The organism is Bradyrhizobium sp. LTSP849, from assembly GCF_000938255.1.
GTDB lineage: Bacteria > Pseudomonadota > Alphaproteobacteria > Rhizobiales > Xanthobacteraceae > Bradyrhizobium.
The window spans coordinates 25,326-45,434 of record NZ_JYMR01000028.1; the positions used below are offsets into that span (position 1 = coordinate 25,326).

Consider the following 20,109-nt stretch of genomic DNA (forward strand, 5'->3'; position numbering starts at 1 on the left):
CGTGCATCAAGGGAATGAATCATGCCAGTCGACACCAAAGCCGCCACCGACCGCCTCATGCGCTTCCTCGCCATCGAAGGCGTGACTGGACAGGAGGCGGCGATCGGGCGGGAGCTCACCGCCGCGCTGAAGGAAAGCGGCGTGCCGGCGAAGGCGATCCGGCTCGACGACGCCAACACGCGCATTCCGGTGCCGACCGAGACCGGCAACCTCATCGTCGACCTGCCCGGCCGCGGCGCGCTGCACAACCAGCCGCGGATCATGTTCATGACCCACATGGACACCGTGCCGCTGTGCGCCGGCGCCAAGCCGAAGAAATCCGGCCGCAAGATCGTCAACGACGCCAAGACCGCGCTCGGCGGCGATAATCGCTGCGGCTGCGGCGTGCTGGTGACGCTGGCGGCCGAACTCGCAAAGCAGAAGCTCGATCATCCGCCGATTACGCTCTTGTTCTGCGTGCGCGAGGAGAGCGGGCTCTATGGCGCGCGCCACGTCAAGCCCGACGAGCTCGGCTCGCCCACGATGGCCTTCAACTATGACGGCGGCTCCGCCTCCAACGTCACCATCGGCGCGGTTGGCGCGGACCGCTGGAATGTCGAGATATTCGGCCGCGCCTCGCATGCCGGCGTCGCACCCGAGCGCGGCATCTCCTCGACCATGATCATGGCGCTCGCGCTTGCCGAGGTGAAGGCCGGCGGCTGGTTCGGCAAGGTGGTGAAGGGCAAGCAGCAAGGCACCAGCAATGTCGGCCCCGTCACCGGCGGCGAGGGCCGCCCCGCGGGCGACGCCACCAATGTCGTCACCGACTACGTCCATGTCCGCGGCGAAAGCCGCAGCCATGACGGAAAGTTCTTCAAGGAGATCACCAAGGCCTACAAGGCGGCGTTCGAGAAGGCGGCCAAGAAGGTGACGAACACGCAAGGCAAGTCCGGCAAGGTCAAGTTCAAGGCCGAGACCGACTATTATCCGTTCCGCATGAAGGAGAACCTCCCCGTCGTCAAACGCGCGATCGAGGCGGTGTCCGCTGTCGGCGGCACGCCGGCCGTCCGCGCCGCCAATGGCGGCCTCGATGCGAACTGGATGGTCCGTCACGGTGTTCCCACCGTGACCTTCGGCGCCGGTCAGAACGAGGCGCACACGATCGACGAGTGGATCAATCTCGACGAATACGATCGGGCCTGCGCGCTGGCCGTGCAGCTTGCGACGATGCGGTGAGGTGCGTTGCGCTGCTCGCGCTTGCCGAGCAGCGCACGCCGGCCTAGCCTGCAAAGAAAACGCAGGGAGGCTACATGCCATGCATCGCTGAGATCGAGACCGGCTTCTATCGGATCCCCCTCCCCGTCACGCTCTCCGACTCAACCCATGGCGAGATCGCGGCGTTCGAGCTGATCACCTGCCGCATCCGCGATGCCGATGGCGCTGAAGGCGTCGGTTACACCTACACGGTCGGGCGCAATGGCGGGGCTGTCGCCGACATCCTCAAGCGCGAGATCCCGCCGCTCGTCGAAGGACGTGAGGCCGACGATACAGAAGCCATCTGGCATCACGTCTGGTGGGGCCTGCACTATGGTGGCCGCGGCGGGCCGGCGGTGCTGGCGCTCTCCGCGCTCGACATCGCGCTGTGGGATCTGAAGGCACGGCGCGCGAAATTGCCGCTGTACCAGTTGCTCGGCGGCTTTGATGCGCGCGTGCCGTGCTACGCCGGCGGCATCGATCTCGATCTCTCGGTCGAGGCGCTGTTGAAGCAGACCGACGGCAATCTCGCAAAAGGCTTTCGTGCCATCAAGATGAAGGTCGGCCGGCCCGACCTCAAATCCGACGTCGCGCGCGTAGCCAGCATGCGCAAACATCTCGGCGACGGCTTTCCGTTGATGGCGGACGCCAACATGAAGTGGACGGTGGAGGACGCCATCCGCGCCGCCCGTGCCTTCGTGCCGTACGACCTGACCTGGCTGGAGGAGCCGATCATCCCCGACGACGTCGCGGGACATGCGCGCATCATGCAGGCCGGCGGCGTGCCGATCGCGGCGGGCGAGAATTTGCGCTCGCTGTGGGAGTTCAAGAATTACATCGTCGCGGGTGCGGTTTCCTATCCCGAGCCCGACGTGACCAATTGCGGCGGCGTGAGTGCGTTCATGAAGATCGCGCGGCTGGCGGAGGCCTTCAACCTGCCCGTCACCAGCCACGGCGCCCACGACATCACCGTGCATTTGCTCGCGGCCTGCCCGAACCGCTCCTATCTCGAAGCGCACGGTTTCGGGCTGGACAAGTACATCGAGCATCCGCTGGTGCTGGAGGACGGCAAGGCCCTGGCCCCGGCGCGGTTGGGCCACGGTATCAGCTTTGACTGGAAGGGGCTGGCGAAGCTTTCGCCTTAAGCGGCACGCGTTGCTGCACGCGAGGCATTCCAAGGCGCTTGATGCAGGGGGCGGATAATCCGCTATGCTGGCAGCAGCTGACACCATCGGAAAGAGCCACGCCTTGACCCCCGAGTTGCACCAGAAACTGACCGCGTGGCGCCAGCATCTTCACGCGCATCCCGAGCTGTCTCTCCAGGAGAAGGCCACCGCCGCCTTCGTGCAGGAAAAGCTCACCGAGCTCGGCATTGGCTTCGAGGCCGGTGTCGGCGGCCACGGCATCGTCGCGACACTGACGCGAGGGTCTGCGCAGAGCCGCGTCGGCCTGCGCGCCGACATGGACGCGCTGCCGATCACCGAGGATACCGGGCTCGCCTACGCCTCGAAACATCCCGGCGTGATGCACGCCTGCGGGCACGACGGGCACACGGCGTCGCTGCTCGGCGCCGCCGCGCTGCTGGCGGCCGACACCAGTTGGAGCGGCACGGTCGATTTCATCTTCCAGCCGGCCGAGGAAGGCTATGGCGGCTCGCGCGCGATGGTCGCGGCCGGGCTGTTCGAGCGCTTCCCGATGGATCGGGTGTTCGGCTTCCACAACTGGCCGGGACTTGAGGCCGGCACCATCGCGGTGCATGACGGTGTGGTCATGGCCTCCGGCGGACGCGTCACTATCACCATTGAGGGCCATGCCTGTCACGCCGGCATGCCGCATCTGACGCGCGATCCGGTGATGGCGGCGGGGCATTTGATCGTCGCCATGCAGTCGATCGTGTCACGCAGCGTCGATCCGCTCGACACCGCCGTGCTCTCACTGTGCACGATCGAGGGCGGCACGGCGCCGAACCAGGTTGCCGGCAAGGTCACCATCCGCGGCACGCTGCGGCATCATCGCAATGCCGTGAAGGACACCATCGTCGCGCGGATCGGCGAGATCTGCGCCGGCATCGCGACCAGCTTTGACGTCAAGGTCACGCCCGAGATCGTCATGGGCGTCGGCGTGGTGATCAACACGCCGGAGGAAGCCGGCCTCGCACGCGTGGCCGCCGACAAGGTGCAGGCGCAGGTCAGGCGCGACCTCGCGCCCAGCATGGCCGGCGAGGATTTTGCGTTCTACCTCGCCCAGCGCCCCGGCGCTTTTGTCTGGATCGGCAATGGGCCCTTGCGCGACGGCGCCGAGTTGCACGGCCCGCGCTACGATTTCAACGACGCGATTTTACCGGTCGCATCCGGCTGGATGGCCGAGGTCGCCAGGACGGCGCTGTCGGCGAACTAGCCGGGAACCTCCTGAACATACTGCGGCAATGCCGGCTGGCGGGACGCGTCCCGCCGCCGGCTCGCGGGCGTGCGCTTGACGCACGGCGCCCGGGCAGGTTTAATATCATCAACAACATTTGTTCGCATTCCGAACACGATAGAGCCGGGCAAAGCGGGTCACAACACCGCGTCCGCGTCACAGAGGAAACGTCACTGATGCAAGCCATCCTCACGGGCGACAGCACGCTCATCATCGCGATGATCGTCGCCTACATCGCCTTCACGTCCTGGCTCACGTTCAGGCTGCGCAGCAGGACCAGCGACCAGTTCATGACCGCTTCGCGCGCGATGCCGGCCGTGGTCGTTGGCGTGCTGATGATGTCCGAATTCGTCGGCGCTAAATCGACCGTCGGCACTGCACAGGAAGCGTTTCAGTCCGGCATGGCGGCCGGATGGGCCGTGCTCGGCGCCTCGCTCGGCTTCCTGCTGTTCGGCGTGTTGATGGTGAAGAAGCTCTACAATTCCGGCGAATACACCATCTCGGCCGCGATCGCGCAGAAATACGGCAAGTCGACCATGCTCACGGTCTCCGTGATCATGATCTACGCGCTGCTGCTCGTGAATGTCGGCAATTATGTCAGCGGGGCGGCTGCGATCGTCACCGCGCTGCATGTCAGCATGCCCGTTGCGATGTGCGTCATCGCAGTGGTCTCGACCTTCTACTACGTGTTCGGCGGATTGAAGGGCGTCGCCTGGGTGACGATCCTGCACAGCGCCTTCAAGGTCGTCGGCATCATCATCATCTTTTCGGTCGCGATGTCGCTGACCGGCGGCATCGCGCCGATCCAGGCCAAGCTGCCGGCCTATTATTTCAGCTGGGACGGCAAGATCGGCTTCACGACCATCTTCGCCTGGACCTTCGGCACGGTCGGCGCGATCTTCTCGACGCAATTCATCGTCCAGGCGATCTCCTCGACGCCAAGCGCCGACGACGCCCGCAAGGCGACCTATTATGCGGCGACGTTCTGTCTTCCGCTCGGCTTCCTGCTCGCTTTGATCGGCGTCGCCGCGAAATTCCTCTATCCCGACATGAACAGCCTTTACGCGCTGCCGGTGTTCCTGGAGAAGATGCCGCCGCTGGCCTCGGCCTTCGTGACGACCTCACTGGTCGCCTCGATCTTCGTCAGCGTCTGCACCGTGGCGCTCGCGATCGCTTCGCTTGTGGTGCGCGACTTCTATGTGCCCTATTGGAAACCGACGTCGGAGCGCGAGCTGAAGATGACGCGTGTGTTCTCGGTAGTGATCGGCATCGCACCGCTGGTGTTCGTCTTCTTCATCCCTGAAATCCTCAAGCTGTCGTTCTTCACGCGCGCACTGCGCCTGTCGGTGACGATGGTGGCGATGATGGGCTTCTATCTGCCATTGTTTGCCAGCAACCGCGGCGCCACCGCCGGCCTGATTGGCGCTGCGGTCTCGACCACGATCTGGTACGTGCTCGGCAACCCCTTCGGCATCGACAATATGTATATCGCAGCCGCGACGCCGCTGGCCGTGATGGCACTCGAGCGCCTGCTGCTGGGCCGCACGCCCGCCCCGGCACAGCCTGCGCAGCCAACATTGGTGGAAAGGACTTCGACATGACCATCGATACCGAGGTCGCGATTACGGACATCGAGATCGCGGCCGACGGCGCCGTTCGCCAGGCTGCCGGCGATCCCGACCGGTTCGACGCCTTCATTCCCTCGCCTTGCGTGCAGAACCACGCGGCCAATCTGATGCCGCTCGCCAATGGCGATTTGGCTTGCGTCTGGTTCGGCGGCACGCAGGAGGGCATGTCGGACATCTCGGTCTATTTCTCGCGGCTTCCCCGCGGCGCGACGCAATGGTCGCGGGCGGAGAAGCTGTCCGACGATAGCGGTCGCTCGGAGCAGAACCCGGTGCTGTTCCCTGCCCCGGACGGCACGCTGTGGCTGATGTGGACGGCGCAACTGGCGGGCAACCAGGACACCGCGCTGATCCGCCGCCGCATCTCGCGCGATCATGGCAAGAGCTGGGGCCCGATCGAGACGCTGTTTCCCGAGCATCGCGGCCGCGGCACCTTCATCCGGCAGCCGATCGTCGTACTCGACAATGGCGACTGGCTCTTGCCGGTGTTCTATTGCCACAGCACGCCGGGTAAGAAATGGAACGGCGACGAGGACACCAGCGCGGTGAAGATCTCGTCCGATGCGGGCGCGACCTGGCGCGATGTCGACGTCCCCGGCAGCCGCGGCTGCGTGCATATGTGCATCGCTCGGCTCGACGACGGCTCGCTGATTGCGCTGTATCGCAGCCGCTGGGCGGACAACATCTATCAGAGCCGGTCCACCGACCACGGCCGCGCCTGGTCGGCGCCGGTGGCGACCTCGCTTCCGAACAACAACTCCTCGATCCAGGTCACGCGGCTTGGCAACGGTCATCTCGCGCTGGTCTTCAACGATTCCAGCGCCAAGGATGCGACCGGGCGCCGTCTCTCACTCTATGACGAAATCGAGGACGATTTGCCGCCCGTACTCACCGGCGACGGCGGCAAGACCGACGGCCGCACTGCGTTCTGGGGCGCGCCACGGGCGCCGATGACGCTGGCGATTTCGGCTGACGGCGGACGGAGCTGGACCAGGCGCAACGTCGAGACCGGCGACGGCTATTGCATGACCAACAATTCGCGCGACCAGACCAACCGCGAGCTGTCCTATCCTTCGGTCAAGCAGACCGCCGACGGTGCGATCCACATGGCCTTCACCTTCCATCGCCGCGCGATCAAATATGTGCGCGTGACCGAACCCTGGGTGATGCGGGACTGAGATCATGGATAAGAGGCCGCACGCGCTCGTCACGGGCGCCAGTTCTGGGATTGGCGCTGCGATCGTCGAGCGACTGCTGCGCGACGGCTGGCGCGTCAGCGGGATCAGCCGCCGCCCCGGGCCGTTCGATCATCCGGCCTTCGATCATCTGTCGCTTGACCTGAACGACATCAACGGCGTTGCAAACGCCGTCGCGCACCTCGCGCCGACCGCGCTCGTTCATGCCGCAGGCATGCTCAAGGTCGGCGAACTCGGATCGCTTAGCCACGACGACGGCGCCGCGATGTGGCGGCTGCATGTCGATGTCGCCGAGCGTCTCGCCAACGCCTTGGCGCCGCGCCTGCCGCAGGGCGGGCGCATCGTCTTCATCGGCAGCCGCACCGCATCGGGCGCGGCCGGCCGCGGCCAATATGCCGCGACAAAAGCAGCACTGGTCGCGCTCGCGCGGTCCTGGGCGATCGAGCTCGCGCCAAAGGGCGTCACGGTCAATGTCGTTGCGCCGGCCGCGACCGAAACGCCGATGCTGAAGGATCCGACCCGCGCCAATGTCGCACCAAAACTGCCGCCGATCGGCCGCTTCATTCAACCGGAGGAAGTCGCGAGCGCGGTGGCGTTCCTGCTCTCGGCGGACGCAGCCGCCATCACCGGACAGCAGCTCATCATCTGCGGTGGGAGCTCGCTCTGAATTCGCCGGCGCCCGCCGACGATCAGCCTGGTCCGAGGCGATCGTCGATGTAGCGCCGAAGCGCTGCGGCGGCGTTCAACATATGCGCACGCATTCTGCGCGAAGCCGTATCGCCATCCCCTTCGGCGATTGCCTGCATGATGGCGTCATGTTCGTCCCGAGACCTGCGGATGCGATCGCCCTGCCGCAATTGCGTGCGGCGGAAGGCGCTGAGCCGCGAACGGACATCCTGCGCCTGCTCGGCGAGAAACGAGTTGTGCGTCGCGCGGTAGATGCCTTCGTGGAATTGGCGGTTGAAGGCATCGTAGGCATCGACGTCGCGCGCCTCGACCATCGCCAGCGAGCCGTCGTGAAGCTCGATCAGGTCGCTGCGCTCGAGCGGGGTCATGCGATAGGTGGCGAGCCTGACGCACATCGCCTCGACCTCGGCGCTGGTCTCGAACATGTCCATGATGCGCTCCGGCGTCATCCGCGCAACGACCAGGCCGCGACGCCCGCGCACTTCGACGAGGCCACCGACCACAAGTTGGCGAAGCGCCTCCCGCACCGGCGTGCGGGAAGCGCCGAAGCGATCGGCAAGCTGTTGCTCTTCGAGCGCCGACCCGGCAACGAGCGCTCCCGATGCAATCTCGTCGGTGAGCGCGTTCCGGATGCGATCGGAGAGCAGCCCCCCATCGTCTTCCGCATCAGTTGCGACCTTGAACAAACCCGCCATTCACTCTCCTACGATCGCGCGCACCGCGAAGTAAAGGATCGACGGCGCGACCAGACATCCCAATCCGGTGTGGAATGTCGCCGTCAACGCACCGTAAGGCACCAGACGCCGGTCGGTCGCCGCAAGCCCTCCGGACACGCCGCTGACCGTTCCCATCAAGCCGCCAAACACCATTGCGCTGCGCGGATTGTTCAGGCCGATCATCTTCGCCACGAAGGGGGTACCGATCATAACGATCACTGCCTTGAATACACCGGTCGCAATCGAGAGCGCAATAACCGGTGAAGATGCTCCGATCGCGGCTCCGGTGACCGGCCCCACGATATAGGTGACCGCGCCCGCACCGATCGTCGTCATCGAGACGGCATCGGTGTAGCCAAAGGCGGCCGCGACAAATACGCCGAGGATGAACGGAACGACCGTTCCCAGTCCAAGCGCGATCGCTCCGATCGCGCCGGCCTTGCGCGCATGGACGACGTCGACCTCGAAGGCCGTGGCGACGATCGCGAAATCCCGCAGCATTGCGCCTCCCATCAAGCCGATCCCGGCCAGCGCCGGGAAGTCGGCCACACCCTTTTCGCCACCGGTGGCCAATCCCCCGAAAAAGGCCAGGGCAAGGCCCAGCATGATCGCGATCGCGGAGGCGTGGATCCGCCCGAAGGTGAGGTATTTCGAGATTGCTCCGGAGATCCACATCAGAATCCCCACGGCCGCGAAAGCGGTGATCAGCGCATTGGCGGCGAGAACGTGAGATATCATGTTCATCCGATCCTCCCGGATTTGAAGTGAGGCACAGGCCCGGCGAGCGCCTCGGCCTCTCGCGCTTCGATCTCGTCCATCGTCTCGACACGGCCGCTGAGCCGGCCGATCAGGGCCACCATCGCGAAACACACCATGACCGCGCCGATTCCCGCGATGACGACGACCGGTCCGCCTTTGACCGCAGCAACAACGTTCTGCTGCGCCGCCATGGCGACCACGATCGGGATGTAGAAGCTGCCCCAGAATTCGACGCCGGTCTTGAGCCCGTGACTGAGCTGGCCATGCCGCATCAGCCAAAGCCGGGCCGCGATCAGGAACATCATCGCGATGCCGACGCCGCCGACATTGGCTTTCACGCCGAGGGCGACACCAAGCAGGTCTCCCAACAGGCCGCCGAGAAGGGTGCAGATCGCGAGCAGTGCAACGCCGGAAATCGTCACGGGCGCCTCCTCTCAGTGAGCGAGGAACCAACCCCTGGATACGGACGCCTTGTATGCAATCGCATCTTAAATTCCCTCCTATGCATGCGAATATCCATCGCTTATGACTTAGTGCATACACCAATTGACTTTCGAAGGCAATACGCATACACTAAGCGTCATTGAAACTGATTGCGCATGCCAAGGAGCCGAGATGAGCGATTGGGGTATGCAAAAGGCCGCATTGGGAGAGCGCCTCGCGGCCGGCCGTCGGCACGCCAAGGGCAAGACCGTCCCGCTCCCAAACCTGCCCGCGTTTCTCAAGGCGGTGATCAGGTCAGGCGACCGGGTGTGTCTGGAGGGCGATAATCAGAAGCAGGCCGACATCCTCGCTTCCGCGCTCGCGAACCTCGACCCTGCCGAGGTTCATGACCTTCACATGGTGCAGTCGGGCGTGGTCCTGCCCGCGCACCTCGACATCTTCGAGAAGGGCATCGCGCGGCGGCTCGACTTTTCCTATTCCGGTCCGCAAGCGGCGCGCATCGCGAAGATGCTGTTCGGCCGCAAGATCGAGCTCGGCGCCGTCCATACCTATCTCGAGCTGTTCGCCCGCTATTTCATCGATCTCACGCCGAACGTCGCCCTGATCGCCGCGGTGAGCGCCGACAAGGACGGCAACCTCTATACGGGCCCCAATACCGAGGATACGCCGACGGTCGTGGAAGCGACGAGCTACAAGAACGGTCTCGTCGTGGCGCAGGTCACCGAGATCGTCGACAAGGTGCCGCGCGTCGACATTCCCGGCGACCTCGTGCATTTCGTGGTCGAGGCCGGCCGGCCCTTCTACGTCGAGCCGCTCTTCACCCGCGATCCCGCCGCCATCACCGAGACCCAGATCCTGACGGCGATGCTCGCCATCAAGGGCATCTACGCACCCTATGGCGTGCGCCGGCTCAATCATGGCATCGGCTTCAACACCGCCGCGATCGAGCTGCTGCTGCCGACCTACGGCGAAAAGCTCGGCCTCAAGGGCAATATCTGCACCCACTTCGCGCTCAATCCGCATCCAACGCTGATCCCGGCGATCGAGAACGGCTGGGTCGACCAGATCCACTGCTTCGGATCGGAAGTCGGCATGGAGGACTATGTCGCCGCGCGCTCGGATATCTTCTTCACCGGGCCGGACGGGTCGCTGCGATCAAATCGCGCCTTCTGCCAGACGGCGGGCCTCTATGCCTGCGACATGTTCATCGGCTCGACGCTCCAGATCGACCTCGAGGGCCACAGCTCGACGGTGACGACCAGCCGCATCGCCGGATTCGGCGGCGCGCCCAACATGGGCTCCGATCCACGCGGCCGCCGCCACCCGAGCGAACCCTGGCTCAAGGCCGGCGCCGAGGCGGCGCCCGACGCCCCCGCGGCGCTGCGCCGCGGCCGCAAGCTGGTGGTGCAGATTGGCGAGACCTTTGGCGATCGCAATGCCCCGCTGTTCGTCGAGCGGCTGGATGCGCTCGAGCTGGCGCGCGCGCTCAATCTCGATCTCGCGCCGGTGATGGTCTACTCCGACGACGTCACGCACATCGTCACCGAAGAGGGTATCGCCAATCTCTTGATGTGCCGGACCAAGGACGAGCGCGAGCAGGCGATACGCGGCGTTGCCGGATATACGGACATCGGGAGGGCCCGCGATCCAAAACTGGTCGAGCAGCTCAGGCAGCGCGGTGTGATCCGGCGCCCCGAAGATCTCGGCATCGACCCGCTCGACGCCGACCGGCGTCTGCTGGCGGCCCGCTCGATCAAGGATCTCATGCTGGCATCCGGCGGCCTCTACCGTCCGCCCAGTCGCTTTCGCAATTGGTGAGGAGTTTTGCATGGAAAAGCTCAGCTTCAGACTGTCTTCCCCGAACAGCGCCGGCGGCACCCGCACGCAGGCGATCGTCGGCGTCGTCGCCTCCGGCAATCTCGAAGTCCTGCTGGAACGGACCTCACCGGCCGATGTCTGCACGATCGAGATCGCGACGGCGGCCCATGGCTTCGGCCTCGTATGGGACGCCGTGGTCCGCGACTTCGCCGCGCGCCGGTCGGCCGGTGGCTTGCGCATCTCCATCAATGATGGCGGAGCCCGGCCCGACACGGTCGCCTTGCGCCTCGCACAAGGCGTCCGCAAGATCGAGGAGCCGGAACGATGACAACAGTCACAGCCGACACCGGCTCGCTGAGCTGGTATGAAGCCAGCGCCCGGCAGCGCATCGATGCTCTTGTCGATGCCGGTAGCTTCCAAGAATTCATCGGTCCCGAGTTGCGGGAGACCAGTCCGCATCTTTCGATCTTCGACCTGCCGGAGCAGTTCGACGACGGCATCGTCGTCGGGCGCAGCCGCCTGCAGGGCTCCCCTGTGCTCGTTGCCGCACAGGAGGGACGCTTCATGGGCGGCGCCTTCGGTGAAGTCCATGGCGCCAAGCTCACCGGACTCTTGCGCGCGGCATGCGCGCTTCATCAGGACGTGCTGATCCTGTTCGACACCGGCGGCGTGCGCCTTCAGGAGGCCAATGCGGGCGAGCTCGCAATCGCCGAGATCATGCGCGCGGTCGTCGAGGCACGGCGCGCGGGCATCAACGTGATCGGGCTGATCGGCGGCCGCGCTGGATGCTATGGCGGCGGCAGCCTGATCGCCGGCACCTGCTCGCGTCTGATCGTGTCTGAGCAGGGGCGGATCAGCGTCAGCGGCCCCGAGGTGATCGAGACCAACAGAGGCATCGAGGAGTTCGACTCGCGCGACCGCGCGCTGGTCTGGCGCACGATGGGCGGCAAGCACCGCTACCTCATCGGCGGCGCCGACCTGTTCGTCGACGACGAGGCGCTGGCGTTTCGCCAGGCGGCGATCGACGCGCTCAGGGGCAAGCGAGGATATGACAAGGCGGTTCTCGAAGCCGAGCAGAAGCGCCTCGAGCGGCGATTGCAACGTTTCGGCGAGGCCAAGGACGCCGTCGAAATCTGGCAGGCGCTCGGGCTCGATGCGCCGACCGAAATCCCTGCTCTTCCAACGGACGCGTTCCTTCGCGCGGCAGGCAAGAGGGAGAACGCCGATGACGCGCGATGAGATTCTGGCCAGCCTGTTTCCGAACGGCAGCGACATCGAAATTGCCAATGCGATCCTGGCCGGAAAGGCGACGCTGCCTGATGGCAGGCCGATCCACGTGCTCGGCATCACCCAAGGACAGAACCTTGGCGTGGACGAAGCGATCGTGCTCGCAGGGCATGTGATCGAGATCATCGGATCGCAAGACCAGGCTCCGATCCTGATCCTGGTGGATTCCGCCAGCCAGCGCATGAGCCGGCGCGACGAGCTGCTCGGCCTCAGCGAGTACCTCGCGCATCTCGCCAAGGCCCTGCTGCTGGCGGAGGCAGAAGGTCACCGCACTGTCGGCCTGCTCTACGGCGGCAGCGCGGCCGGCGCGTTCATCGCCACCGCGCTGTCCACCGGCACGCTGGTGGCGCTTCCCGGCGCACATCCCGCCGTGATGGATCTGCCGTCGATGGCGCGGGTCACCAAGCTTTCGATCGAGGTCCTCAAGGCCAAGGCGGAAGCGACGCCGGTGTTCGCGCCCGGGCTCGACAACATGGTCCGCACCGGCGGCATTCAAATCGTCTGGGACGAAACTGCGCCTCTGGCGCCGCAGCTTGCGACCGTGCTGGCGCAGCCGGCAGGACAGGATGATCGCGCCCGGCTTGGGACCGAACGAGGTGGACGTCTCAAGGCAGCCGAGATCGCCGATCGGGTCGTTGCACTCGCTACGGCCTCGCATCAGGGGGTGCAACATGGCTGAAGCTCTCGAACGCCATACGATGGTGAAGACGTCCGCGGCAGCCTGGACCGCGGTGATGGCGCGGCACCCGGAGTTCGCGGAGCACGTGATCATCGAAGGCTGGGTGCGCGCGGACCGTCCGCTCATCGTGCGGCGGCCGGGCTGCAGCGATCCCGCGGGAAAGATTCCGCTCGGCCTGCCGCTGCCGCCGTCTCACGGCAAGCGGCGCATCGCGATCGCGCTCGATGCCGGCGAGATCATCGAACACAAGCCGCCTCCATTGCTCGCCGACGCAGCAGCGTCCGCCCCTTCGGCGTGGCAGGACACGATCGACCGCCTTCTCCGCCTGTGTCCGGAGACGCGGACGTTCGGCAGCCTGGCGTGGCAACATCTCACCGGCCTGCCCTATCTTTCGGATCACTCGGACCTCGATCTGCTGTGGCCGGCGCGGGCAACCGGGCAGGCGAGCACCCTGCCCTTCGAGATCGCCGACATCGCGCGCCTCGCGCCGATGCGGCTCGACGGAGAGATCATCTGCACCGCGGGCGGCGTGCAATGGCGTGAACTGACAGGCGCGGACGCGGACGACGTGCTCGTGAAGCGGCAAAGCGGCGTCCACAGCATGACAAGAGCCGCTTTTCTCGCAGGCGGGACGCCATGACCATTGCGCTGAGATGGCAGGCGCTGCCGGGCCGCGAGCTCCATGCGGAGCAGATCGGTCATCTCGCGTCGCTTTGTCTCAAGCTCGAAGTTGAGACCCACCCAAAGCCGGGGCTCGTCAGCCACGTCGACAACGGCGCGCACAGCGACATGGACGCCGAGCTGCTGTGCCGAAGTGCCGATACCCTCACTCCCTTCTTCCGCGATCTGGCGGTCGCGGGCACTGAGGGCGCCGGCATGAGCCGGCTGCGCGCGATCGGAGTCGCCGCCGAACGTGCCATGCTCGCGGCAACGGCAGGTGTGAACACGCATCGCGGCGCGATCTTCGGGCTGGGCCTGCTCTGCGCCGCGGCCGGCTTTCGCAGTGCGGCCGGCCTTCGCAAGACGCTCGGCGATGCGGTATCGCAAATTTGGGGCGACGACATCCTGTCCGGCCCCATATCGCTCCGCAGCCATGGCGCGGTGGCGGCGCGGCGCTACGGCGCCGGCGGCGCCAGGGCGGAAGCTGCCGATGGCTTTCCGTCGGTCTATGACATCGCGCTGCCCGCGCTGCGTGCAGCGCGAACGCGCGCGCCTAGTGATGAGGAAGCAGTGCGCATTCAGACATGCATGGCGCTGATCGCCAATGTTGCCGACACCAATCTGCTGCACCGGGGCGGGCCCGAGGGATTGCGCTTCGCGCAAGCCAGTGCATCGGCATTCCTCGCCGCCGGAGGCGTCGGGTCTGCCGGGTGGCGCACGCGCGCCGTCGATATTCATCACGCATTCGTGGCGCGCAATCTCAGTCCGGGCGGCTCGGCGGATCTGCTCGCCATGGCCCTGTTTGTCGATCGGCTGGAGCGCTGATGCTTGCACTGCTCTGCGGCGGACAAGGTACGCTTTCGGACAAGATCTTCGATCTGGTCGCCGATCAACCTGCAGCAAGGCCGGTCCTCGCTGCGGCAACCGCCTGTCTCGGCGAAGATCCGCGGACGCTTGTCAGGACGCGAGGCACGGACGAGCTGTCCGCCAACCATGTCAGCCAGATCCTGACTGTCACATCGGCGCTGGCGATTCACGGCTGCATTGCCGACCTGCTGACCGAGCAAACCGCCGTCACAGGTTACAGCGTCGGCGAGATGGCGGCCTGGAGCATTGCCGGAATATGGACGGCCGAGGAAGCGTTGCGGTTGACGGACGTTCGCGCGCAGCTGATGGACAGTGCGGCCGGACCGGATGGTCGCCTCGGCTATGTTCGCGGCCTCGATCAGACCACGCTCGAACGCCTGCTCGAAACATATCGCTGCGAGATCGCGATCAGGAATCCCGATCGTCTTGTCGTGATCGGAGGCTCCGAGCAGGACGTAATCGACCTCTGCGAGGCGGCAATCCGACAGGGCGCCGCGCGCAGCGGTCTTCTCGCCGTGAAAATCGCATCGCACACGTCACGGCTCGCGCCCGCCTGCAAACCGTTGCAACAGGCGCTCGACGCCAGCAGGCACGTCTCGATCGCAAGCCAGCGGATCCTGCTCGCCGGAGGCGACGGCGAGCGCATCTTCTCCGCAAGCGATGCAACAGCGAAGCTCGCCTGCCAGGTGGCGCGCCCCATCGACTGGTCGGCGACGCTGGTGGCCCTGGCAGAGCTGGGGGTCAGCAGGGTGCTGGACCTCGGTCCGGGACATGCGCTCGCCGACATGATGCAGGCCTTCCTTCCCGAAATCCGCTGCTACGCGGCCGATGGATTTCGTACCATCGAGGGCCTGCGCCACTGGATTGAATCCGAATAGTAGCCTTCCGTCATCACGCCTCGTCGAGATGATCGAATAATTCCTCGACCCTGTCGAACGGCGCATCGCGCATCGGGCTGTGGTAGACGACACGATCGCCGTCGCGTTGCAGCGATCGTCCTGTCGATTTTTCCTTGGATTTCCCCTTGGACTTCCGCAATCGTCCCGGCAGGAATGTCGCGGCCACCGCCTCGCGGCCGACGTCCAGGCGGATGATGCCTCTGCGCTTGCAAGCGAGCCTCAGTCTTGCTGCTGCAAAGAAGTCGCGGGCCCCCGGCGGCAGTTGGCCGAAGCGGCGGGAGGTTTCCTCCTCCAGATCGTCAAGCTCGTCCTCGCTGCGGCACCGTGCGGCACGGGCATAGAGTTCGAGCCGCACCGGCTCGGATTGCACGTAGGTCTCGGGGAGCATATCCGCGACCGGCAGATTGAGGTCGGGCACCCACACCGCGGCCCGTCCGTCATCGACCTTCTCCGACGCCATCTTCAGGAGATGGCTGTAGAGCACGGGTCCGAACACCTGGACATGGCCGGATTGCTGCTCCGAGAATAGGTCGCCCGCGCCCCTGAGATCCAGGTCGCGCTCGCTGATGGCAAAACCCGCGCCCGGCCGGTTGAACTCCTCGAGCACGGCGAGCCGCTTCTCGGACTGTTCGGAGGCCGACTCGGTCAGCAGATATGCGAAGGCGCGTATTCCGCCACGACCCACCCGGCCGCGCAATTGGTGAAGCTGAGCAAGGCCGAACTTCTCGGGCCAGCAGACCACGATCGTATTGGCACGCGGGATATCGAGGCCGCTCTCCACGATATTGGTCGCGAGCAGAACGTCGGCCCTGCCCTCGACGAAGCTCATCATGCGATCGTCGATCTCGTCGGCCGGCAATCTGCCATGGAGACAAACGATGTGTAGATCGGGGGCCACCGCCTGCACCCGTGCCAGCATGGGCTCCAGATCCTGGATGCGCGGACAGATCAGGAAACTCTGCCCGTGGCGCCTTTGCTCCCGCAGCAACGCCGAAGCGATCGCAGCATCCGACAAGGGAGCGATTTTGGTCGCGACCGGAAGCCGATAAAGCGGTGGCGACGCGATGATGCTCAAGTCCCTGAAGCCGGCGAGACCTGCGGCGAGGGTCCGCGGAATGGGCGTGGCGCTCATCCAGAGCGTATGGACATTCTTGGCGAGCCCGGAGAGTTTTGCCTTTTCGGCCGCGCCAAAATGCTGCTCTTCGTCGATGATGACGAGGCCGAGATCGGCAAACTTCACGTCCTTTGCGGCGAGAGCCTGGGTTCCGATCACGACTTTCATCCGGCCACTTCGCAAGCCCTCCTTCGTCTCCCGCATCTCCGCGCCTGACACGGCTTGCGACAGCATCCCAACTTCGATGTCGAACGGGGCGAAGCGCCTGCGGAACGTCGCGACGTGCTGCCGCGCCAGCACGGTCGTCGGCACTGCGATCGCCACCTGCTTACCCGACAGCACCACGGCGGCTGCCGCCCGCAGCGCCACCTCGGTCTTCCCGAATCCGACGTCGCCGCAGATCACCCGGTCCATCGGGTGACCGGACGCGAGATCATCGAGGACGTCACGGATCGCCTTGGCCTGATCGGCCGTCGTGAAATAGGGAAAGCGCGCAACGAATTTCTCGTAGATCGCACCCGTTGGGACCAGCTTTGCAGCCCGCCGCCGGCGGCGCTGGCTGATGTGTTTGGCAAGCACCTTGCCGGCGATCTGGATCTCGCGCTCGGCCTCGGTGCGGCGGGCCCACCAATGGCTCCCATCCGCCTTGTCGAGCGCCAGCTTGCCCCGCTCTGCCGCGTAAGGCCACATCAGGGCCAGATCGGGCGGCGGCACGAGCGCCGCATCGTCTCCCGCAAACGACAGCCTGACCATCTCCCGCAACGCGCCGCCGCCGGTGTTTACGGTCTGCAAGCCATCGAGCACGGCGAGGCCACGCTGGAGATGAACGATCACCGTGCCCTGTTCCGGCACATCGGCATGGTCGAAAGCCGTGCTCCAGGCTTTGGCCATCGGCTGCGGATGATGGGCCCTGCTGCCGAGCACGTCGGACGCCGTCACGACGACAAGAGCCTTGTTCCCCGGCACGACGAAGCCCGCATCGAGATCGGCCAGCATTGCGACTTCGCGGTTGCGGCTGCTCGTCACTTCGTCCCAATCCGAAAGACGCTCCGCCTTGACGCCGCTCATCCGCTCCATCGCACGCAGATCCTCTTCCTGCGCTGCGATGAAGACCAGGCGCGAACCATCACCCCGCGTCTCCTCGACGAAGGCGCGAAAGGCTTTCCGGGAGGATGTCAACTTCGAGAATTCCGGCGTGGGCTGGAACGGAGCCGTTCGCGGCAGTACCTTCATGCCCTTGGTGGCCTGCTTCCAGTCGCGCGGCCCGAGATATTCGCGCTCCCGCTCGACGCGGCCCGCGGCGTCCTCGATCGTGCTCAGCCAACCGTCGGCGTGCAACGGGACCCCTGCGTCCGCGATCCACTTGGCGGGTCCGCAATAGTCGAACAGCGTCGCGCGCTTGTCCCGCTTGCCGGCGAAGCCGAGCCGCTCCGACATCGGATCGACGAGGAGCTCTTTTGTCTCGAAAATGATCTCGTGCTCTTTCGGGTCGAACGCCACGATCCGATTGATCGCGCGCCCCGAATGCTCGACCCGGAACGGACCCAGCGCGCCGGCCGGAAATATCTCGAACGTCTGCCCGTGAAACAGCACACCGCCCGGATAATCCGGCTCGTCATCGGAATCGTAACCCAGCGCCGCGAGACGCACGCGAAGCTCGGCTTCCGAGAACGCACCGCCGACCTTCAAACTCGTATGCAGGCGTGACAGGCTCGCCGGCGATGGCAGGCGCTCCATCACCGCTTCCGCCGTCGACACGAGAAAGATCGGCCGTTTGGACTTCGCCAGACGTCTCAGGACCGCGGCTCTGCGCCCTGCGATTTCACGAGAGGGCTCCAACTGATCGAACGGCAAGGTGTTCAAGCGCGGAAACACCAGGACCTCGCAGGACGGGTCGAGCGCGTGAATGACGCTGCCGAGCCGCTCCGCCCGGTTCTCACTCTCGGCGAGGAACACGAGGCCGCTGCGGCCAGACTGCTTCCATTGCGCAAGCAGATGAAGCGCCATCATGCCGAGCGGCGACGACGACGAGATCGTGGCGCGTTGCGAGCCCTTGCCCTTCTTTGGCGAACTCTTCGTGGGCGAACTCTTTTTTGGCGAGTTCTTTTTTGCCGAGCTCTTTGTCGAGCTCTTGGCAGGACGCGTTTTCTTGGAATGCCGCACGAGAATCCGTTTCTGGTCGTCAACGATCGTCAATCGCACGCGCGCCGAGCTCATGTCGATTCGGCAGTGCGGCGTCATGCATATGGGATCTGCCGTGCGAGCGCACGCCCCCCATCAACTCGCGCGCGGCGTGCCGGTTGCCGGCAAACGCGAACAATTGCGCGAGGACAAGCGTCGTCTAGCAGACGTGCGCGGCTATTTCTACCCTTGTTCGACCTTGCCAGAACTTCGCGACTAAATGATGCCGCTCTGCCGAAGCGCCGCAATCGCAGCCGCGTCATAGCCGAGTTCGGCCAGCACAACGTCGGTGTGCTCACCGAGCGTGGGCGGACGCGTCGCGATTTCACCCGGCGTCTCCGACAGCCGGACGGCGGCGCGCGCGACCGGGGCAGGTTTCGGCAAGCCTGGATAGTCGACGTCCTGCAAGAAGCCGGCGGCGCGAATATGCGGATGATCCAATGCCTGTTGCGGGCTCAGAACGGGGCCGGTCGGAATCATCGCCTTGCCGAGGGTATCGACAGCCTCCTGCGTCGTCCGCTCGGCGCACCAGCGCGCCATGCGTTCGCTGATGATGGGGCCGTTGTTGCCGCGGCTGATGTCGTCGGCAAAGCGCGGATCGTTCAGCCACTGCTCCTCCTCCCTCATCAGCTTGGCCCAGCGCTTGAACAGCGGATGTCCGGTGACCTGGCACAGCACCCAACCGTCCTTGGTGCGGTAGATGTCGGCGGGTGCGGCCGTCTGGCCGAGATTGCCGGTCGGAACGCGATTGACGTTGATGACCGCCTGCTCGATCAGCGTGGCGTTGGTGAAGGACAATGCGGTTGCCAGCAACGCACCCTCGACGATCTGTCCGCGCCCGGATTTGCCGCGCTCGATCAGCGCGGCGAGCGTCCCGAACGCGCAATGCAGCGCCGTTCCGAAATCGACCCAGTTCACCGCGGCCCGGTAAGGCGGATCGCCGGTGCCGGTCATGTACACCGAACCCGACATCACCTGGCCGACACCGTCGAAGCCGACGCGGTCGGACCATGGCCCCGGGCCGCCGAAGGCAGTTGCCGTCGTCAGGATGATGTCGGGCTTGATCGCCTTCAGCGAGTCGTAATCGAGCTTCATCGCGCGCAGCGTCTGCGGCGGCAGATTGGCGACGACCACGTCGGCGGTGGCCACCAAGCGACGCATCACCTCCTGGCCCTCCGGCTTCATCGGATCGAGCGTGATGCACTTCTTGTTGCGGTTGATCTGGAGAAACAGCGCGCCCTCACCGCCCTCGCCGACCGGCGCCACGAAGCGATCCTCGCTGCCGTCGCGCTTCTCCACGCGGATGACCTCGGCGCCGAATTCGGCCAGCAGTGTCGCGCAATACGGCCCGGCGATATAGCGCCCGAAATCGAGGACGCGCACGCCCTCCAGAACTCCCCCCATCGATCTCTTCTTTCCCTCTATCTTTCCGGTCAGATTACAGGGAATGCCTGCCACGGCAAGGTGCAGCGCACAGATGCCCTGCCTTCAAGATGTCATCATCCAACCGTTTCGGCTGGCGGAAA

Annotated in this window: 19 protein-coding genes; 14 read left to right on the plus strand and 5 right to left on the minus strand. The window is 65.4% G+C overall.

Features of this window, described 5'->3' with window-relative positions; translation table 11 throughout:
- Window positions 1–21 precede the first annotated feature (21 nt).
- From UB31_RS19210 to UB31_RS19235, 6 genes are all read left to right on the plus strand, one after another.
- Window positions 22–1,215, plus strand: coding sequence for a M20/M25/M40 family metallo-hydrolase (locus UB31_RS19210; RefSeq protein ID WP_045012035.1), 1,194 nt, complete (start codon window positions 22–24; stop codon window positions 1,213–1,215).
- Between the two features lie 74 nt (window positions 1,216–1,289).
- A complete protein-coding gene (locus tag UB31_RS19215) occupies window positions 1,290–2,378 on the plus strand; it encodes a mandelate racemase/muconate lactonizing enzyme family protein (RefSeq protein ID WP_045012036.1) in 1,089 nt (362 codons plus the stop codon).
- A gap of 103 nt (window positions 2,379–2,481) precedes the next feature.
- A complete protein-coding gene (locus tag UB31_RS19220; RefSeq protein ID WP_045012124.1) occupies window positions 2,482–3,630 on the plus strand; it encodes an amidohydrolase in 1,149 nt (382 codons plus the stop codon).
- A 197-nt stretch (window positions 3,631–3,827) separates the two neighbouring features.
- Complete coding sequence (locus UB31_RS19225) at window positions 3,828–5,252, plus strand: sodium:solute symporter family protein (protein WP_045012037.1); 1,425 nt, start codon at window positions 3,828–3,830, stop codon at window positions 5,250–5,252.
- On the plus strand, window positions 5,249–6,454 hold the full coding sequence (locus UB31_RS19230) for a sialidase family protein (RefSeq protein ID WP_045012038.1): 1,206 nt from the start codon (window positions 5,249–5,251) through the stop codon (window positions 6,452–6,454). The genes UB31_RS19225 and UB31_RS19230 overlap by 4 nt, the downstream gene beginning before the upstream one ends.
- Window positions 6,455–6,458: 4 nt before the next feature.
- On the plus strand, window positions 6,459–7,139 hold the full coding sequence (locus UB31_RS19235; RefSeq protein WP_045012039.1) for an SDR family NAD(P)-dependent oxidoreductase: 681 nt from the start codon (window positions 6,459–6,461) through the stop codon (window positions 7,137–7,139).
- A 22-nt stretch (window positions 7,140–7,161) separates the two neighbouring features.
- Here the strand turns inward: UB31_RS19235 and UB31_RS19240 are convergent, their stop codons facing one another.
- Genes UB31_RS19240 through madL form a run of 3 tightly spaced genes read right to left on the minus strand, consistent with a single transcriptional unit; the run spans window position 7,162 to window position 9,056 of the window.
- Window positions 7,162–7,854, minus strand: a complete 693-nt coding sequence (locus tag UB31_RS19240) for a GntR family transcriptional regulator (protein ID WP_045012040.1) — start codon at window positions 7,852–7,854, stop codon at window positions 7,162–7,164.
- On the minus strand, window positions 7,855–8,619 hold the full coding sequence (madM, locus tag UB31_RS19245) for a malonate transporter subunit MadM (protein WP_045012041.1): 765 nt from the start codon (window positions 8,617–8,619) through the stop codon (window positions 7,855–7,857).
- Window positions 8,616–9,056 (minus strand): malonate transporter subunit MadL, encoded by a 441-nt coding sequence (gene madL, locus UB31_RS19250; protein ID WP_045012042.1) that lies wholly within the window; start codon window positions 9,054–9,056, stop codon window positions 8,616–8,618. The genes madM and madL overlap by 4 nt, the downstream gene beginning before the upstream one ends.
- Before the next feature lie 193 nt (window positions 9,057–9,249).
- Between madL and mdcA the strand changes: the two genes are divergently transcribed.
- Genes mdcA through UB31_RS19285 form a run of 7 tightly spaced genes read left to right on the plus strand, consistent with a single transcriptional unit; the run spans window position 9,250 to window position 15,267 of the window.
- Window positions 9,250–10,896 carry a malonate decarboxylase subunit alpha gene (mdcA, locus tag UB31_RS19255; RefSeq protein WP_045012043.1) on the plus strand — a complete coding sequence of 549 codons (1,647 nt, stop codon included), beginning with the start codon at window positions 9,250–9,252 and terminating at the stop codon, window positions 10,894–10,896.
- 10 nt (window positions 10,897–10,906) lie between these two features.
- A complete protein-coding gene (gene mdcC, locus UB31_RS19260) occupies window positions 10,907–11,224 on the plus strand; it encodes a malonate decarboxylase acyl carrier protein (protein ID WP_045012044.1) in 318 nt (105 codons plus the stop codon).
- Window positions 11,221–12,135, plus strand: coding sequence for a biotin-independent malonate decarboxylase subunit beta (locus UB31_RS19265; RefSeq protein WP_045012045.1), 915 nt, complete (start codon window positions 11,221–11,223; stop codon window positions 12,133–12,135). Before mdcC ends, UB31_RS19265 begins: the two co-directional genes overlap by 4 nt.
- Complete coding sequence (gene mdcE, locus UB31_RS19270; protein WP_045012046.1) at window positions 12,122–12,862, plus strand: biotin-independent malonate decarboxylase subunit gamma; 741 nt, start codon at window positions 12,122–12,124, stop codon at window positions 12,860–12,862. The genes UB31_RS19265 and mdcE overlap by 14 nt, the downstream gene beginning before the upstream one ends.
- Complete coding sequence (gene mdcG, locus UB31_RS19275; RefSeq protein ID WP_045012047.1) at window positions 12,855–13,502, plus strand: malonate decarboxylase holo-[acyl-carrier-protein] synthase; 648 nt, start codon at window positions 12,855–12,857, stop codon at window positions 13,500–13,502. The genes mdcE and mdcG overlap by 8 nt, the downstream gene beginning before the upstream one ends.
- The gene (gene mdcB, locus UB31_RS19280; protein WP_045012048.1) at window positions 13,499–14,347 is read left to right on the plus strand and encodes a triphosphoribosyl-dephospho-CoA synthase MdcB; all 849 of its coding nucleotides are present in this window, start codon (window positions 13,499–13,501) and stop codon (window positions 14,345–14,347) included. The genes mdcG and mdcB overlap by 4 nt, the downstream gene beginning before the upstream one ends.
- Window positions 14,347–15,267 carry an acyltransferase domain-containing protein gene (locus UB31_RS19285; RefSeq protein ID WP_045012049.1) on the plus strand — a complete coding sequence of 307 codons (921 nt, stop codon included), beginning with the start codon at window positions 14,347–14,349 and terminating at the stop codon, window positions 15,265–15,267. Before mdcB ends, UB31_RS19285 begins: the two co-directional genes overlap by 1 nt.
- Before the next feature lie 13 nt (window positions 15,268–15,280).
- Here the strand turns inward: UB31_RS19285 and UB31_RS19290 are convergent, their stop codons facing one another.
- Complete coding sequence (locus tag UB31_RS19290; protein ID WP_045012050.1) at window positions 15,281–18,412, minus strand: DEAD/DEAH box helicase; 3,132 nt, start codon at window positions 18,410–18,412, stop codon at window positions 15,281–15,283.
- Between UB31_RS19290 and UB31_RS42205 the strand changes: the two genes are divergently transcribed.
- On the plus strand, window positions 18,411–18,803 hold the full coding sequence (locus UB31_RS42205) for a hypothetical protein (RefSeq protein WP_045012051.1): 393 nt from the start codon (window positions 18,411–18,413) through the stop codon (window positions 18,801–18,803). The two genes, UB31_RS19290 and UB31_RS42205, sit on opposite strands and share 2 nt — an antisense overlap.
- On the opposite strand, the gene UB31_RS19300 is transcribed toward UB31_RS42205, so the two are convergent.
- A complete protein-coding gene (locus tag UB31_RS19300) occupies window positions 18,800–19,987 on the minus strand; it encodes a CaiB/BaiF CoA transferase family protein (RefSeq protein WP_045012052.1) in 1,188 nt (395 codons plus the stop codon). The genes UB31_RS42205 and UB31_RS19300 overlap by 4 nt on opposite strands.
- Window positions 19,988–20,109 lie beyond the last annotated feature (122 nt).